16 protein-coding genes are annotated in these 16614 nt (G+C 36.4%); 9 read left to right on the top strand and 7 right to left on the bottom strand.

Annotated features, from left to right (window positions below):
* Nucleotides 1–2: 2 nt before the first annotated feature.
* Both RTX21_RS06520 and nhaA read right to left on the bottom strand, forming a co-directional pair.
* Nucleotides 3–1235 (bottom strand): YaiO family outer membrane beta-barrel protein, encoded by a 1233-nt coding sequence (locus RTX21_RS06520; protein ID WP_312766174.1) that lies wholly within the window; start codon nt 1233–1235, stop codon nt 3–5.
* Nucleotides 1236–1525: 290 nt separating this feature from the next.
* The gene (nhaA, locus tag RTX21_RS06515; protein ID WP_312766171.1) at nt 1526–2851 is read right to left on the bottom strand and encodes a Na+/H+ antiporter NhaA; all 1326 of its coding nucleotides are present in this window, start codon (nt 2849–2851) and stop codon (nt 1526–1528) included.
* A gap of 443 nt (nt 2852–3294) precedes the next feature.
* Here nhaA and RTX21_RS06510 point away from each other — a divergent pair, with 443 nt between their 5' ends.
* From RTX21_RS06510 to RTX21_RS06495, 4 genes are all read left to right on the top strand, one after another.
* The gene (locus RTX21_RS06510) at nt 3295–4806 is read left to right on the top strand and encodes an acyl-CoA dehydrogenase family protein (RefSeq protein WP_312766168.1); all 1512 of its coding nucleotides are present in this window, start codon (nt 3295–3297) and stop codon (nt 4804–4806) included.
* 315 nt (nt 4807–5121) lie between these two features.
* Nucleotides 5122–5544, top strand: coding sequence for a cold shock domain-containing protein (locus tag RTX21_RS06505; protein ID WP_312766166.1), 423 nt, complete (start codon nt 5122–5124; stop codon nt 5542–5544).
* A gap of 77 nt (nt 5545–5621) precedes the next feature.
* Complete coding sequence (locus RTX21_RS06500; RefSeq protein ID WP_312766165.1) at nt 5622–6602, top strand: catalase; 981 nt, start codon at nt 5622–5624, stop codon at nt 6600–6602.
* Complete coding sequence (locus RTX21_RS06495) at nt 6599–6859, top strand: SemiSWEET transporter (RefSeq protein WP_312766164.1); 261 nt, start codon at nt 6599–6601, stop codon at nt 6857–6859. The genes RTX21_RS06500 and RTX21_RS06495 overlap by 4 nt, the downstream gene beginning before the upstream one ends.
* Here the strand turns inward: RTX21_RS06495 and pdeM are convergent.
* The 5 genes from pdeM to RTX21_RS06470 all read right to left on the bottom strand — a co-directional run bounded on the left by pdeM (nt 6856) and on the right by RTX21_RS06470 (nt 13383).
* Nucleotides 6856–7500: a ligase-associated DNA damage response endonuclease PdeM gene (pdeM, locus tag RTX21_RS06490; RefSeq protein WP_312766162.1), complete on the bottom strand. Its 645-nt coding sequence runs from the start codon at nt 7498–7500 to the stop codon at nt 6856–6858. The two genes, RTX21_RS06495 and pdeM, sit on opposite strands and share 4 nt — an antisense overlap.
* Nucleotides 7501–7594: 94 nt before the next feature.
* Complete coding sequence (locus RTX21_RS06485) at nt 7595–10039, bottom strand: ligase-associated DNA damage response DEXH box helicase (protein ID WP_312766161.1); 2445 nt, start codon at nt 10037–10039, stop codon at nt 7595–7597.
* A gap of 144 nt (nt 10040–10183) precedes the next feature.
* Nucleotides 10184–11764, bottom strand: coding sequence for an ATP-dependent DNA ligase (locus tag RTX21_RS06480; protein WP_312766160.1), 1581 nt, complete (start codon nt 11762–11764; stop codon nt 10184–10186).
* Nucleotides 11761–12789 carry a ligase-associated DNA damage response exonuclease gene (locus tag RTX21_RS06475; protein ID WP_312766158.1) on the bottom strand — a complete coding sequence of 343 codons (1029 nt, stop codon included), beginning with the start codon at nt 12787–12789 and terminating at the stop codon, nt 11761–11763. Before RTX21_RS06475 ends, RTX21_RS06480 begins: the two co-directional genes overlap by 4 nt.
* A gap of 87 nt (nt 12790–12876) precedes the next feature.
* Nucleotides 12877–13383: a pyridoxamine 5'-phosphate oxidase family protein gene (locus RTX21_RS06470; RefSeq protein WP_312766155.1), complete on the bottom strand. Its 507-nt coding sequence runs from the start codon at nt 13381–13383 to the stop codon at nt 12877–12879.
* Nucleotides 13384–13927: 544 nt separating this feature from the next.
* Between RTX21_RS06470 and RTX21_RS06465 the strand changes: the two genes are divergently transcribed.
* The 5 genes from RTX21_RS06465 to RTX21_RS06445 all read left to right on the top strand — a co-directional run bounded on the left by RTX21_RS06465 (nt 13928) and on the right by RTX21_RS06445 (nt 16556).
* Nucleotides 13928–14737: an SDR family oxidoreductase gene (locus RTX21_RS06465; RefSeq protein ID WP_312766152.1), complete on the top strand. Its 810-nt coding sequence runs from the start codon at nt 13928–13930 to the stop codon at nt 14735–14737.
* Nucleotides 14738–14748: 11 nt separating this feature from the next.
* Entirely contained in the window at nt 14749–15660 is a 912-nt protein-coding gene (locus RTX21_RS06460) for a helix-turn-helix transcriptional regulator (RefSeq protein ID WP_312766151.1), read from the top strand.
* 8 nt (nt 15661–15668) lie between these two features.
* Entirely contained in the window at nt 15669–16001 is a 333-nt protein-coding gene (locus RTX21_RS06455) for a nuclear transport factor 2 family protein (RefSeq protein WP_312766150.1), read from the top strand.
* 10 nt (nt 16002–16011) lie between these two features.
* A complete protein-coding gene (locus tag RTX21_RS06450; protein WP_312766149.1) occupies nt 16012–16338 on the top strand; it encodes a MazG-like protein in 327 nt (108 codons plus the stop codon).
* A gap of 77 nt (nt 16339–16415) precedes the next feature.
* Complete coding sequence (locus RTX21_RS06445; protein ID WP_312766144.1) at nt 16416–16556, top strand: hypothetical protein; 141 nt, start codon at nt 16416–16418, stop codon at nt 16554–16556.
* Nucleotides 16557–16614 lie beyond the last annotated feature (58 nt).

The following is a 16614-nucleotide window of genomic DNA, read 5'->3' as shown; positions in this document are numbered from 1 at the left end:
CTTTAGAATTTTCTGGCATAACCGATTGTGACATCGATCTGGTTTCCTTTGGTATGGGGACGATATTCTTGGTTATAATACATTGTTCCAACTGAAAATAAGTTCCTGTCGATTGAGAAATTATATTCACCTCCGATTTTGAATGTTTTGAGTTTATAGACCTCGTTTTGAAGGAGGTTGTTGATGGATTCTTCCGGACTGATCCCGGTACCGATCTGAAAAGCAAAGTAATCTTGGGCACTTTTTGTATAATAACGTACAGTCCCTGTGTATGAATGGGAAATGTTCTGATTGTCAGGTGTCAGATAAGTTCTAAGATTGAACCAGAAATTTTTATAATATTTGCCTACAGAGGCTGTGTACATCCAGATATTGCTGCTGAAATAGAGTTGCCTGTAACCGATTTCCGCCTCAAAGCTTCTAGGAAGATTCGCATTCAGTGAAACACCTGTCCTGTATTTTGGGAAAATCCCGACATCGTTGGAGTATGCGCCTCCTACATAGAGGTAGAACATATCTGATAATCTTGGATAAGCCTCCAGTTCCAGTTGAGTGCCATTTTCCGCGAATTTATTGGCATAGTTGGCTCTCAAAATTATTGAGCCAATTGGTGTTACCCTTTTGTAGCCGACACTCACAATATGCCAATCATTGGCAAATTGCTTATCGAAGTGAGAATAATTATAGACAATGCTTACTGCATTTTTAGAAGCAACGTCATTAATTCGTACTGCAAGACCATGGGCTTCACTACTTTTGGGATTGATCTTGAGCACATTCTCAATGGCGTTTTTGGCGGCTGTATAATCCTTCGCAGAATTATAGCTTTTAGCTTTCAATAGCCAAAGTGATTCGGATTGAGGATGATACGAAAGACCCTTGTCAATGATTTCTATAGCTTTTGCATTGTTATCGTTCCAATACTCCAGTGATGCGTAGGCGATGAAATAATCTTCATCCTGTACATTCTTTCTTTCAAGTTGTTCAAAGATAGCTCTTGCAGAATCAATGTCTTTGCTCCATGTGTATAGCCTGCCCAGAAAAACCGAAATATCATTATAGTTGGGTGCAATTTCTAGTGCCTGTTTGGCAAGTGAGATCGATTTGGGGTAATCCTTTTCATCAAATGCAGCGGTTCTTGCATTTGCAAATAGCTCGTCAGCAGAAAGTCCCTGCTGGCCGTACATCTGAAAGGGAAGTAATAATATAAGTAAAAACTCAAAATGTTTTCTCATCTTACATGAACTGCTTTGTTGAAATTTTTAACAAATATATTGAACTTTGTATTAAAAAGTTAAAAATTGATGAAAATATGGTACCGACATACTTCGATGTACCAAATTATATATCTTTCCATTAAATTGAGTTTAAAGTTTTTTTGGCAGTTGTCAAAATTATCAAGAAAACGTGCTGTTATCCAAATATAAATTGAGCTTTGAACAAGAAAATATGCTTAGAAATCTAAAGCGGTATATTGATGCGAGATGTTCTAAAATACGAAATACCGTTTGGGATCAACTGAAATTTATCTTGAAGATCTGTTCAACATCACATATCCAATAATCCCTCCAATAATGGATGCTGCAAAAATACCTATCTTGGCCTGTGTCTGGAATTCTTCGTGCGAAAATGCCAACGACGTAACGAATAAAGACATCGTGAAACCAATGGATGCAAGAAAACCTAATCCGAAAAGGTTCCTTATGTTCATTCCTTCCGGAACTTTGGCTATTTTCAGTTTGATGAACAATACGCTGAATCCTACAACTCCTAGCACCTTACCAACAAGTAGACCTAAAGCAGTTCCTAGCGCAATGTTATTTGTGAATAGATTTTCGATATCAATATTCAATGAAACACCTGCATTAGCTATTGCAAAAATAGGAATGATCAGAAAAGAAACTGCAGGATGCATAGCGTGTTCCAGCCTTTGTAAAGGAGGAGTAGCTGCAATTGTTGCTTCGTTCATTTTTTCCAGAACGTGTAATTGCTCATTGGTTAACGTTGGAGTATTTTCCGTTGGATCGATATTCTTGAATTTATCGAGATAAGTATTGATCTTTGAAATAAAGACATTCTCTTTGATCTTAACATCAGCAGGGATAGTGAATGCTGCCAGCACAGCTGCAATAGTTGCGTGAACTCCCGAGACAAGAAAACAGGTCCATACACCACCAATTCCTAGTATGGCATAAAATAGTATGGAGCGTATACCCAATTTATTTCCCAAATACATTATAATAAGAATAAGTAGACCAACTAATAAAAAAGTAGTGTTGATCTCTGATGTGTAAAAAAATGCGATGACCAATACAGCACCAAGATCATCTACAATAGCCAGTGCTGTTAAAAAAACTTTTAGAGCCAAAGGTATTTTATTACCCAAAAGATATAGAACACCCAAAGCAAAAGCAATATCCGTAGCCATGGGTATTCCCCAGCCTTTATGAGGTTCGCCTGAAGGATTAAAAAGCAGATAGATCAAAGCAGGCATCAACATTCCACCGACCGCAGCTGCAATTGGTAATATGGCTTGGCGGATGTTGGAGAGCTCTCCGCCAATGATCTCCCGCTTCAGCTCTAGACCGACGACAAAGAAGAAAACTGACATCAACCCATCATTGATCCAGTGGTGGATATTGTATTCAAAATAGGTTTCATTATTCCAGCGGAAACCAAAAGACTGCTCTAATATTTCGTGATAGCCGTGCGATAATGGTGAATTAGCTAATATCAATGCCAGTATGACACTTATTCCCAAAAGAAGACCTCCTGATTTTTCCTGCTGGATAAATCTCTGCATCGGTTGAACGATCTTATCGATCGGTTTTATATTGTAGTTATTGCTCATAGTTTAAATTGAGTAGCTGTAAATTTACGGATTTCAATCTTGATTTCTTATGGATGGACAAGGCTTTTTGGTAATTCTGGGAAAGTAATGGAACATATTTCTGGCTCTTTTTACAGTCCTATAATGTCAGCCATCTTCCTAAAGGGACTTATATGGTCAATTTTAAAACAAAGATAGGAGAGATTATTAATCAAAAATTTATGAAATGATAGAGACTTATAGAAAATCAAGGTAAATATACAAACCAAAAAAAACTTATGGGATCGGGTCTCGTTCAATTGGCAAAGATTTCTAAATTAACTATAGATAATTAATAGTATCTTTGGAGAGATTTAATATATGTGTGAAGCTGCTGATTCTAAGTGATTAAGGTTGGTGGCCATTCGCTTCACTTTGATTTTTGTTGTATAGATGGCATACAGCGGTTATTTTTATATATAATTATGAATGCAGTAGCATTAGATTTTCCCTCAGTTTCATATACAGAATTCCTTTCACGCTTCAAGGCTTCTTTGAGTTCTCTTTTCCAAAAAGAGAATATTGATCAGTTAAGTCTTTCTAGAGGATTGCCTCCCAATGTTTGGAAAGAGATAATGAATATGAAGCCTCTTTCTGTCGCTATCCCGAAAGAATTTGGCGGAAGAGGAGTGAAGGTTAAAGAATGTTTGGGGATACTTTCTGCTGCTTCTTACGAATCATTGCCGTTGTCTCTTACATTTGGAATCAATATCGCTTTGTTTCTTGAACCTTTGGCAAAATATGGTAATAATATTATCAAGGGCGACATATTCAAACATTTCTTGGATTTCGGGGCAATGGGAGGTTTGATGATTACAGAACCGGATTATGGAAGTGATGCCCTTAGTATGAGAACTCAAAATGAACTTAAAGACAACAAATACCATATCAAAGGAACAAAGCATTGGCAAGGTCTTACAGGTTTAGCTAATTATTGGTTGGTAACATCAAGAAACATCAATTCTGATGGTAATCTCGCGAGAGATGTGGATTTCTTTATAGCAGATACACACAAGCCGGAACAGAATATCGAAGTTCAGGAATATTATGACAATGCAGGATTATATATGATCCCTTATGGTCTTAACAAACTTGACATCAAAGTTCCTACAGAGAATAAGCTGATTCCGGAATCGACAGGTCTTAAATTGATGTTGGACCTGCTCCATAGAAGTAGATTACAGTTTCCGGGAATGGGAATGGGATTCCTGAAAAGAATGATGGACGAAGCGATGACACATTGTAAAGAAAGAATCGTCGGCGCTTCTAACTTATTCTCGTTAGATCAAGTTCAATATCAATTGGCTAAATTGCAGTCATTTTTCACACTTTCTTCTGCTATGTGCGCAAAAAGTACATTGATAAGCGGGATTGACAAAGATGTTTCTGCTAGCGGCGTTCACGCAAACAGTATGAAAGCCTTTGTGACCGATATGATGCAGGAAGCTGCCCAGATATTGGTACAATTATCCGGAGCTAAAGGTTATAGATTAAGCCATATCGGTGGAAGAGGAATAATGGATAGCAGACCGTTCCAGATCTTCGAAGGTTCTAATGAAATGCTTTATACACAGATTTCTGAAGGCGTTTTGAAAGATATGAAAAAGAAAAAGACAGATAATCTGGCGGACTATCTTGCGATTAATGAAATCACTAAAAATGCTGCTAAGTTATATTCCAAAGAATTGGATTTTACAATTGGAGGCCCACTTTCTCAAAGAAAAATGATCGATCTGGGAAAAATTATTTCAAGAATCGTTACAGTAAATGATTTGACGGATTTGAATGATGCTGGCTTCAATCAAGAGCTGACGGATAATTCAATAGAAATTGTAAGGCAAGAGATTGTAACGCTTATTGCTTCTATGAATCATCATAAAAATATCAATGCACTCTGCGACACGGGCGAAAAGAGTGATTGGATGGACTTTTTCTGATCGGATCCGAAAATCATAGATAAAGACGATGCCTCTAATTTTAGGGGCATTTTCTATGTCTCACATATTTGTCGTATATTTGCAACATAATTTCTAAACGGTTTTCTGTATCTGCTGATGCAACGTTTTCTTTTATTTTGTGTTCTCTGCCTCTTGGTTAATGTTTTTATTGGCGACACAATTTCTGAATAGTAGAAACAGAATAACTTTTTAATCTTATTAGGAATCGATTTTCAAATTCCATCAATGAAGATTTATTCTGAATTCATTTAATTCAATTTCAGAACATTAATTTAAAATAATAACAAATAATTTATGGCAGATTCTTTCTCAAAAAAAGAAAACTTCAAGAAAAAACAACAAAAGCAAAAAGAAAAAGCACTTCGTCGTGAAGAGCGTAAAACTAATAACGACAAAGGAAAAGAGGTTGAATATATGTATGTGGATGCATACGGAAGATTGACTTCTACACCTCCAGAGGAAAAGTTGGAAGTGGATTTGGATAATATTCAGTTAGGTGCAGCGCCTGTAGAAGCAGAAGAAACTGTGAAAACGGGAATCGTAACTTTCTTAAGTGAAAAAGGGTACGGTTTCATTACTGAAAACAAAACTAACGAGAATATCTTTTTCCATAGTAACAACTGTGCAATGCCGGTAAAAAAAGGAAACAAAGTAGCTTTCGAAAAAGAAAGATCTCCAAAAGGTTTTTCAGCAGTCAATATCGAACTTGTCAAATAACTTTTTGATTTTAAAATATTTATAATGAGCTCCAGTCGGAGCTTATTTTTTTGGCTTCATTTTAGTTGGACAATGATATGGCTTCCAAAATAAAATATAATCTTGACTTTGATTCTTTGACTTCCAAAGAACTTAAGCTCTTGGAAAAAGCTTCTGAAGCTATCAAAAAATTCGTTTCCAAATCGGATAAGATCAATCAGGTTAATTATAAAACCAGAGATGCTCACGTTACAGCTTACTCAACTTTGAAAGGAACTTTTGTTGCCAATAAAAATTTTGAGGAACATCCTATTTTTCCAAAGCAGGAATTAGATTGTTTGATTAGAATTTCGAATGCACATATGAAATTGGTTTCTCAGAAAAGAACAATTCCGGCTTATGGATTTTCGGTTAAAATTTCTGATGACAATCAAACCATTGCCAATTTTCCAATGGTAAATTTTCCATTATTTCCGATCAATAATGTTTCTCGATTTCTTAAAATTTTCATTACGATTAACCGATTTTTTGCAGGAAACATCTTGCAGAAATTCTGGAATCTAATAAAGATAATCAAGAATTTTATTTTGGTTTCACCAGCTTTTTTTCATCCTTCTTTTATCGCTGAGGTTTCTAAATTTCTGAAAAAGCGAAACAATTTTATTTTGTCTTTTGATTACCATTCCATTGGCGTTTATAGATTAGGAAATGATTTGGTTAAGTTGAAATTAGTTCCTAAAAATGTTCGTACGAAAGTTGTTGAAAAACATATTGACCATTCAATTCAAAACTATTTCAAAGAGAATGAATATGAATTGGAGTTAATGGTTCAATATTGTTACGATTTGAAAAAACAACCTGTCAATCAATTGAATAAAATGTGGAAGAAGTCTGACTTTGTATTAATTGGAACAATTAGAATCACAGAACTCATTGACAAAAATAATCAATGGGTTGAGAATTTATCATTCAATCCTTTTGAAAATATTGAAGAATTGCAACCAGTTGGAAGAATTCAGAAATTAAGAGACGAGACTTATAAAGCTTCTTTTACAACAAGAAAAAATAATGATTTATGAATACAGAATTATTAGGATTAATTGCCGGAGGAATCACATCTATCGCAATGATGCCACAACTTATCAAAGTTATCAAAGAAAAAAATGCCGAAGATATCTCTGTGGTAATGCTTTTGGTTTTGATTACAGGATTATCACTTTGGGTTTGGTACGGAATTTTACAAAACGAATTACCAATTATTTTGTCGAATGGTTTTTCGGTTTTAGTCAATTTAATTTTACTGATTTGCTGTATTATTTTCAAAAAGAAAAACTAAATCTCATAGATTTCAGCATCCGTAAAAACATAGAATCTTCCTTTTTTAGGGAGATTTTTTGTATCAAGACCTGTAAATTCGCTGAAAGCGGGAAGCAATAATTGATTTTCTGAAACAACAAAACAAGGCAGTTTGATATTTTTCACCAATGAATTGATGACAAATCCGGGATGAATGTGACCCGTAATCTGAAATTTCTCATTCTTTTTCTGAAAATCGTGGACGAAGATGAAATCATCAATTTCCAAAAATTCGTCTCTGAAATTCAGGCAAAGTTTGGCTTCCAGTTTCTTTGAAATTCTGTCATGATTGCCTTCTATCAAATGAAATTCAAGGTTTGGGAATTGGTTTTTCCATTCGCAGAATTTGTCAACACCCGAATTGTCTCCTGCGTGGAGTAAATCGCCAACGACGAGGAATTTTTCGGGTTTAAAATATTCGATAAGGACGGAAAGTCGTTGCAGGTCGTTTTCGAAAACCTGGTCGGAGAGGGCAATTCCATTTTTGCGGAAATGTGCGGTTTTTCCGATGTGCAAATCGGAGAGAATCAACGCTTTTTCTTTTTTCCAGAATAAAGCACGCTGATTGGTTAAGGTGAAAATTTCGTTCTGGATGTTGATATTTTTAGTTACTATTTTCATAATTAAATAAACGTAATTTTTGTCATTCCGTAGAAATCTAAACAGCTGAGATTCCTACGGAATGACAAAAACACTGCTAAACTGACAAAGCAAATTATTTTTTCTTTGCCTGTTGAATCAATTTTTGAATTCTCGAATCCAAATCTTCGCTTGTCAAAGTCTGCCTCAAACTGTCCACTTTTATCGGGAAACTCAGCGGTGTGAATGCATTGGCAAACTTGAGAATAATTTTTGATTTTTCAATTCTTTTAAAAGCTTCCACTAATCGTTGTTCCTGCAACTGCATATTGAAAACCTCCGTATAAGCCTGCCGCACGAGGAAATGATTTGGGTCATGGTCTTCCAGAACTTTGAAAATCAAACCTGCCGAACTTTGCAGAGATTTGTTGGACCGTTGCTGTCCGGGAAAATTCTGAACAACCATTCCCGAAATCACCGCAATATCACGGAATTTCCTTCTCGCCATTTCTGCCGCATTAATACTGGAAATTACATCGGTCATTAAATTATCTCTCGTTAAAATTTTGCCTAAATTTTCTTCATTTAATGGGATTTCTTTATCGCTAAACAATTCAAAACCATAATCATTCATCGCCATCGAAAATGAAATCGGAGCTAATTTTGAAATCCGGTAAGCAATCAAAGCGGCCATCACTTCGTGCACCAAACGCCCTTCGAAAGGGTACATAAAGAGATGATAACCTTCGCGGTTTTTAATCATTTCCACCAAAAATTCGTCATCTTTTGGGATATGCGAACGCTCTTCCTGATTGATTAAAAGCGGATGCAGAAATTTCAGTTCTTTCTCAGAAGCTTTCGGATTGAGCGCAGTAGATAGTTTTTCACGTAAAAACTGACCGAGATTAGAACTCAACGGCAATCTTCCGCCCAAATAACTCGGAGCCTGCGCTTTCCCTTTGGAAGCACGAACGAAAACCGTCATATCCTTTATCATCGCAACTTCCAGAACTCTTCCCGCCAAAATAAATTTCTCTTCTTTCTTTAATCTCGAAATAAAATATTCCTCAACCATCCCGATATAGCCACCGGAAATGAATTTCACTTTCAGCATCGCATCGCTCACAATGGCACCCATATTCATCCGGTGCAGCATCGCAATTCTTCGGGAAGTTACTTTGTGCAGACCATCTTCCATTACCACAACTTTATGGTATTCTTCGTAGCTTTTCAGCGCGCTTCCGCCAATTGTGAGAAAATCAATCATCGATTTCCATTCCTCGTCCGTCATTTCCTGAAAAGCATAAACCTGCTTGATTCTTTCGTAGGCTTCATCAGGATAAAATCCGTCGCCAATTGCCAAAGTCATCAGAAACTGAACCAGCACATCGAAGCATAAAACCTGCGGCTCACGAGGTTCAATGACATTTTGTTTGACGGCTTCTTTCAAGGCAGAAACTTCAATTAATTCCAAAGAATGTGTCGGAACACAATAGATTTTCGAAGTTTCAAAAGGGGAGTGACCGCTTCGTCCGGCACGTTGCAAAAACCTAGCAACACCTTTTGCAGAACCAATTTGAATTACCGTATCAACTGGTTTAAAATCAATTCCTAAATCCAAAGACGAAGTCGAAACAACGGCTTTCAGTTTTCCTGAACTTAAATTTTCTTCAATCCAGATTCTCAATTCCGCATCAATCGAACTGTGATGAATGGCGATTTGACCGGCAAAATCAGGATAAGCATTCAGTAAAAGCTGATACCACATTTCACTCTGGCTTCTCGTATTGGTAAAAACAATCGTCGATTTTGATTCGAGAATAATCGGAACGACTTTATCTGCTAATTTTTGTCCGAGATGTCCTGCCCAAGGAAGAATTTCAACTTCATTCGGAAAAACCGAAAGAATCTCGATTTTCTTATGTTCCTTTGCAGTAACTTTTGTCTTTTTAATATTATAGGGAATCAGAACTTCCATCGCTTCATCGAGGTTTCCGATGGTTGCGGTAATTCCCCAAATTTTCATTTTCGGAACGTAATTTCTTAATTGTGAAATCCCCAGTTCCACCAAAACGCCACGTTTCGAACCTAATAATTCGTGCCATTCATCTACAACAATCGTCTGTAAATTCGTGAAAAAACGCTGATGATTTTTTTGTCCGAGAAGTAAGTGTAAACTTTCGGGAGTTGCCACGAGAATTTCGGGCATATTTTTAACTTGCTGTTGTCGGACCTTTGGGTCTGTGTCGCCGTTTCTTACTCCAACTGTCCAATCTAATCCGATTTCGTCAATCGCTTCCTGCATTGCTTTGGCGATATCTTTTGAAAGAGAACGGAGTGGCGTAATCCAAATCATTTTCAGTCCCTTTTTGTATTTGTCGGGATGATTCAGAAAGTCTGAAATTAAAGCTAAAAAAACGGAATAGGTTTTCCCAAATCCGGTTGGTGCAACAACCATTCCGCTGTAACCATTCCCGAATTTCTGCCAAGTCTGAATCTGAAATTTAAAAGGCGAAATACCTTTATCGCTCATCCAGTTTTGAATGATTTTGTAGCCGTCGGTATTTTCGAATGTTGTCAAATTATTTTATTAATATTTTACAATTTTTGTCATTCTGAAAGAATCTCGACATTATAAATTTAAGGAGTTTAGATTCCTACGGAATGACAAAAAAGAAGTTTAATTTACTTTATTTTCACTTCTAATTATCTTTAAAAGTTAAAATCATTGTATCAATTTTTTTATCTCTTCCAAATCATCAATTTCATCTACCGTTTTATCTTTTCGCCATCTCATAATTCTTGGAAAACGCAGCGCAACACCACTTTTGTGACGATTACTGAAACCAATTCCTTCAAAAGCAATTTCAAAAACCAATTCAGGTTTTACAGTTCGAACCGGACCAAATTTCTCAATCGCATTTTTGTTGACAAACTTGCTGACTTCCATAATTTCTTTATCAGTTAAACCGGAATACGCTTTGGCAATCGTGACCAATTTATCTTCGTTTTTCACAGCAAAAGTGTAATCGGTGTAATAAGCGCTTCGTCGTCCGCTTCCTTTTTGAGCATAAATCAAAACCGCATCAATCGTGAGCGGATTGATTTTCCATTTCCACCAATCTCCTTTTTTTCGCCCGGAATGATAATGTGAATTTTTCTGTTTCAACATCAGACCTTCACTGTTGATTTCTCTGGAACTTTCCCTGATTTGGTTTAATTCTTCCCAGTTTTCAAAATCAATTTGCTGGGAAATTCTGATGTTTTCAGGATTTTCGTTTAATAATAATTCTTGAAGCATTGCACGTCTTGCAGAGATTGGTTTTTCCCGCAAATCAGTTCCTTCCAATTCCAATAAATCATAAGCAAAAACCTGAATCGGAATTTCGGAAAGCATTTTTTTGGTTAAAGTTTTTCGGTTGAGACGCTTTTGTAATTCATTAAAATTTAAAACTTTATCATCTTTAACGGCGAGAATTTCTCCGTCAATTACAAAATTGCCTTTCATTTGCTGAACAACATCTTTGATTTCGGGAAACTGTTCGGTAATTAATTCTTCGCCTCTTGACCAAATAAAAACTTCATCATTTCGTCTGATGATTTGCCCACGAATTCCATCCCATTTGTATTCAATCAGCCATTCATCGGGTGTTCCAAGCTCATCTAAATCTTTTTCCAAAGGAAAAGCCAGACAAAACGGATAAGGTTTTGAATTGTCGGGATTGACGTTTTCTGCTGAAATCAATTCCTGAAACGAAACTTCATTAGGCAACCATTTTCCCATCAGACTGTGCATCAACGCACTGGATTCCTGCTCGGAAAATTTAGTTAAAGCATTAATCAAAGTCTTATCTGAAACGCCAATTCTGAAACTTCCGCCCAGTAATTTGTTAAAAATCAAACGTTCTGTATAATCCAAACCGTTCCAGGAATTCAGAACAAATTCTTTTTTTTCAACATCGGTTTTATTTTTCAAATCGATAATATCATTCATCCATTCAGATAAAGTACGCTCGATTTTTTCTGTCGGTGGAGGAAGAATTAATGATAAAGTTTCGCCCAAATCGCCAACGGAAGAATAGCTTTCCTGAAACAGCCAAAACGGCAATTGCGTAATTTCCAACGCCCATTCTTTCATATAATTCGTGTTTACGTTTCGTTTCGGTCTTTTGCCTGTAAACAAAGCGATGAACCAGACTTTATCTTCATCCGGCGCACGTTCCAGGTAATCGATGATGGCATCGATTTTTGCATTGGTCTTGTTGGTGCTTTCGAGAGCGTTGATGAGTTCAGCGAAATTCTTCATTGCTCAGGATTTTTGATGATTTCTTTTTCAGTTTCCTCTTCGTCATCGTCACCATACAACGTTTCAACAACATCAGATTTGATTCCGATTTCATTTAAATATTTAGAGAAAACTTCGGTTTGTCCGTGCGTAACGTGAACTATTTCTGCTTCGGTTGCCTTTATCGCTTGCAATAAACCTTTCCAGTCGGCGTGGTCGCTCATTGCAAAACCTGCATCGGCACTTCGCCATCTTCTTGCACCACGAACCTGCATCCAACCAGAACAAATCGCTGTTGCTGCATCGGGAATTTTCTTAATAACATTGGAATCCAATAATGCGGGTGGAACAATAACAATATCTCCCGCAACATGCTTAATACTTTCCCTAAAATCAGGAACTTCGTAATCGGGAAGTTGAATTCCAACTTCTTCAAAAGCCTGATTGAGCTTACCAATAGAGTAGTGGACGTGGATTTTTCCCAAACCTTCAATGGCTTTCATAACCCTCTGAGCTTTTCCTAAAGAGTAACCGACAAATACTGATGTTTTCTGATTTTCTTTATTTCGTAAAACCCAGCTTTGCATTCTTTTGTTCAGGTCATCCACTTCCAACCAATTATAAATCGGAAGTCCGAAAGTGCTTTCTGTAACAAATTCGTTGCATTTCACAAGCTCAAAAGGCGTACTTAATCCATCATCCTGAACTTTATAATCTCCGGAGATGACACTTACATACCCTTTGTATTCTAACCGAATCTGTGCAGAACCAATAATATGACCAGCTGGATGAAGCGAAAGTTTTATGCCATTGATGTTGAGAACTTCGCCATATTGCAAAGTCTGACATTCAATATCTTCAGCAATTCTCTTTTTTAGAATCGGTTTTGTAAAATGATGACAAAGGTATTTTTTCATTCCCCAGCGGGCGTGGTCGGCGTGACCGTGCGTGATGACCGCCAAATCGACAGGTCGCCACGGGTCAATATAAAATTTCCCTTGCGGACAATAGATTCCCTTGTTTGTGAATGTGATGAGTTTCGCCATTTGTAGTTTGGTATGGGATGGAAAATAAAAGTCACAAAGTTCATTATATATGATTTTCTTTGTGACTAAATTTCAGTTTAAAATTAATTAAATTTTAGCAGTTCCTTCCACACCGTCAGAATTATCTGTTTTGTTTCCGGTAATTGCTGCGGCAGCGAAGCTTAATAAACTAACCAATTTTCCGGCTTTCGTATCCCAATAATAGGTTTCTTTTGGTTCCACGCGGATGATGGAAACGTTCGGGTCATCTTTTCCGTCGAACCAGGCATTCGCCATTGGTGACCACTTGTCCTCGATTGTTGCCCTGTCTTTATAGATATAAGCATTTCCATAAATCGAAAGATATTCCGAGTCGCTGTTGTTCATAAAATAAAGCTGAACACGATTGTCTTCTTTGATTTCAAAATTTTTGTTGCTGGTTTCACTGCTGATGAACCAAAGGTTTCCGCTCTCATCAGTTTCCTGAAGACCCATTGGTCTGGCATTGACAGGAAGCCTGTCCAGTTCGGTACAAAACATACAGATTCTGGCTTTTTCGGATAGTTCTTTGATTTTTTTAATGGCTTCCTGATTGGTGAGATTTTCTGTTGACATACTATTTTGATTTTAGTGATTTGTAAATTTTCTGAATAGTTACAAATAATGTGCTATTTTTAAATAAATGAAAATCAAACAAAAAAAATCTGTTGGAAAAACCAACGGATTTTTAATAATTAAAATCATTTTTTTTATTCAGATTCCTATATTCATTTTAGACTTGCGCTAACTTTCAGTAACTTACGGAAAATCAATATTCTGAGTTTTGTCAGAAGAAAAAATAATCATTCTGTAAAATTCAAAACGTTCCAAAATTCCCTGATTTTCATTTTTTTGTAATAAATAGTCGTTATTTGGGCGTATCCCTTTGGATTTTTGCCAGTCAGTTTGGTTTTCAAAAGAACTTCCAGAAAGACAAAAAACCAAGCGGGCCAAGCTATCCGCTATATCTTTTGCTCCATTTCATTTCGCAAAAGGATGCCGCTGCTATCCCTTACGCAGAAACGCTTCGTCATTTTGGCTACAACCAAACTCATTTTGGCAACTTCCAACTTTCGGCTTCTGCGGACATTTGTATTATAAAATTTAAACAAAATTTACAATGCAAAAAACAATTTTTATCACAGGCGCATCATCAGGATTGGGAAAATCAACTGCAAAATTATTTCAATCCAAAGGTTGGAATGTCATCGCAACTATGCGAAATCCTCAAAACGAAACCGAACTTTCTCAATTGGAAAATGTAACACTGCTTCCTTTGGATGTTACCAATTTGGAACAGATTCAGGAAACGGTAAAAACTGCGATTGAACTTCACACGATTGATGTGGTTTTCAACAACGCAGGTTACGGCTTGATTGGCGCTTTGGAAGCTCTGACGGACGAGCAAATAGTGAAAGAACTAGACACCAATTTACTCGGCGTGATTCGTGTGACTCAGGCTTTCATTCCTTATTTCAGAAAAAACAGAAACGGATTGTTTATCACGACAACATCGATTGGCGGATTGTTGACTTTTCCTCTAGATTCACTTTACCACGCTACAAAATGGGCTTTGGAAGGATGGAGCGAAAGTATGTCGTTTGAATTGGCTTTGCATAATGTTGGCATCAAAACCATTGCACCGGGCGGAATTAAAACTAATTTTGCAGGAGAATCTTTAGCCGTTGCCAACCATCCGGCTTACGAAAATGGAATGCAGAAATTATTTGAGTTGATGAATCCCGATAATTTTGAACCTGTAGAATGGATTGCAGATGTGGTTTATGAAGCGGCGACAGACGGGAAAAATCAGTTGCGATATGTGACGGGAGAATTTGCCAACCAGTTGCACAACCGTCGTTTGGAAATCGGTTCTGAAGCAGCGGTTCAGGAAATGAAACAGATGGTTTTTGGAAGTTTGCTCAATTAAAAAAATAAGAAATGAATAATCCAATAAAAGTAAATTCTATATCAGAGCTTCACGAGATGTTGAATTTTTCGAAGCCCGTTCATCCTTTGATCAGCATCAACGACAACGCTAATATGATTGTTGATGAAAATCTTCTGAATCAGCATTTTTTGTTCAATTTCTATAAGATTTCTTACAAAAAAACACTGAAAGGTAAAATTGGGTACGGACAAGGCTACTATGATTTTGATGAAGGCGGAATGGTTTTCACAGCACCGAATCAACTGCTTTCCACAAGTGCGGATGATATGGAGTATGAAGGTGTTACTTTGCTGATTCATCCCGATTTCCTGAGAAATTATTCTTTGGCAGCCCGGATTAAAAGCTTGGGATTCTTTTCTTATGCGGCGAACGAAGCGTTGTTTTTATCGGACAAAGAAAAGCAAACGATTTTTTCAGTTTTTGACAATATCAGGGAAGAATTAAATAATACGATTGATGATTTCAGTCAGGATGTCATTATTTCTCACATCGAGGTTTTGCTCAATTACAGCAACCGTTTTTACAAACGACAATTCATAACCAGAAAAGCTTTAAATCACGATTTGCTTTCGAGAATTGAAGAACTTTTGAATGTGTATTTCGACAAAGAACAAAGTTTAAATAAAGGTCTTCCGACCGTAGAATTTCTAGCTACAGAACTAAATCTTTCCCCAAGATATCTAAGTGATATGCTCCGTTCTTTGACAGGACAAAATGCACAGCAAGTCATTCACGAAAAACTCATCGAAAAAGCCAAGGAATATTTGACGACAACGAGTTTTTCGGTTTCAGAAATTGCTTATCAATTGGGTTTTGAACATCCACAATCGTTCAGTAAATTATTTAAAAACAAAACTAATCAGACACCTGTACAATTCAAGCAGAGTTTTAATCATAATTAATTATTAAAATGAATATTGAAATGTTTATCAAAGATTGGATTGCAGTCGGTAATAGTTATGACACCGAAAAATATTTGGAATTTTATCTGAAAGATGCTGTTTTGGATGACCCGTCAGTCGGAAGAAAATTCATTGGTCACGATGGAATTAAAGATTATTTTGTAAGTTATTTTATCGGTTATCAAACGCAGACTGAATTAAAAAAATTAGATATCAAAGACAATTCAGCTTATTTGGAAGTGGAATTTACGGGCGATTTTCCAGAAGGTAAAATAGGAGGGAGTTTTGATTTTATTTTTAAAAATGAAAAGATTGAGTTTGTGAAAGCAGATTTGATTTAAAAACAAAAATATGGCAACAAATAATTTTGATGAAATCATCAATCGTTCACTTGAATTAAGAAAAAAATACCACAAACTAGAAACCCAATATCACGGCAGCGAATGGACTGTGGAAGAAGATGCATTGGCGTATTTGACCGACGCAGGTTTAGTTGGCAGAAATATTATGTCGCAACAAAATCGTTGGTCAAAAACCAACAGCGAATCTGAGTTAGAACATAAAATCGGAGAAAATATCTGGTGGCTGATTGTATTGGCGGAGCGTTCCAACATTGATATTAAAAATGCGGTGGAGAATTTTTTAACCAAAACCGAAAAATTGATTGGCTTTTATTAAGAAATTTTAAAAGAATATTTAAGAAATTTAATCGACAATTACGTTTATTTGGGAGATGAGAAAAAACCTCGCAAGTGATGGATTTGTTCACGCTAGACCTTGCTTATCAAGTTTACAGTGTGAAATATGAAGACTTTTATGTCAATCAAAAAGGAAAATGGCTCATCAAAGACCGAGTTGCTCATTTTTTAATTATTGAATCAAAAACAATTTCCTAAAATCATCTTTAAGGTGTTGACAAGCTTTCTATTTTTAGGAAGCTTTTTTTATTTACCA

Origin of the sequence: Epilithonimonas sp. (genome assembly GCF_032054305.1) — a bacterium.
Classification (GTDB): Bacteria; Bacteroidota; Bacteroidia; order Flavobacteriales; family Weeksellaceae; genus Epilithonimonas.
This window is presented reverse-complemented; position numbering and strand designations above follow the sequence as displayed.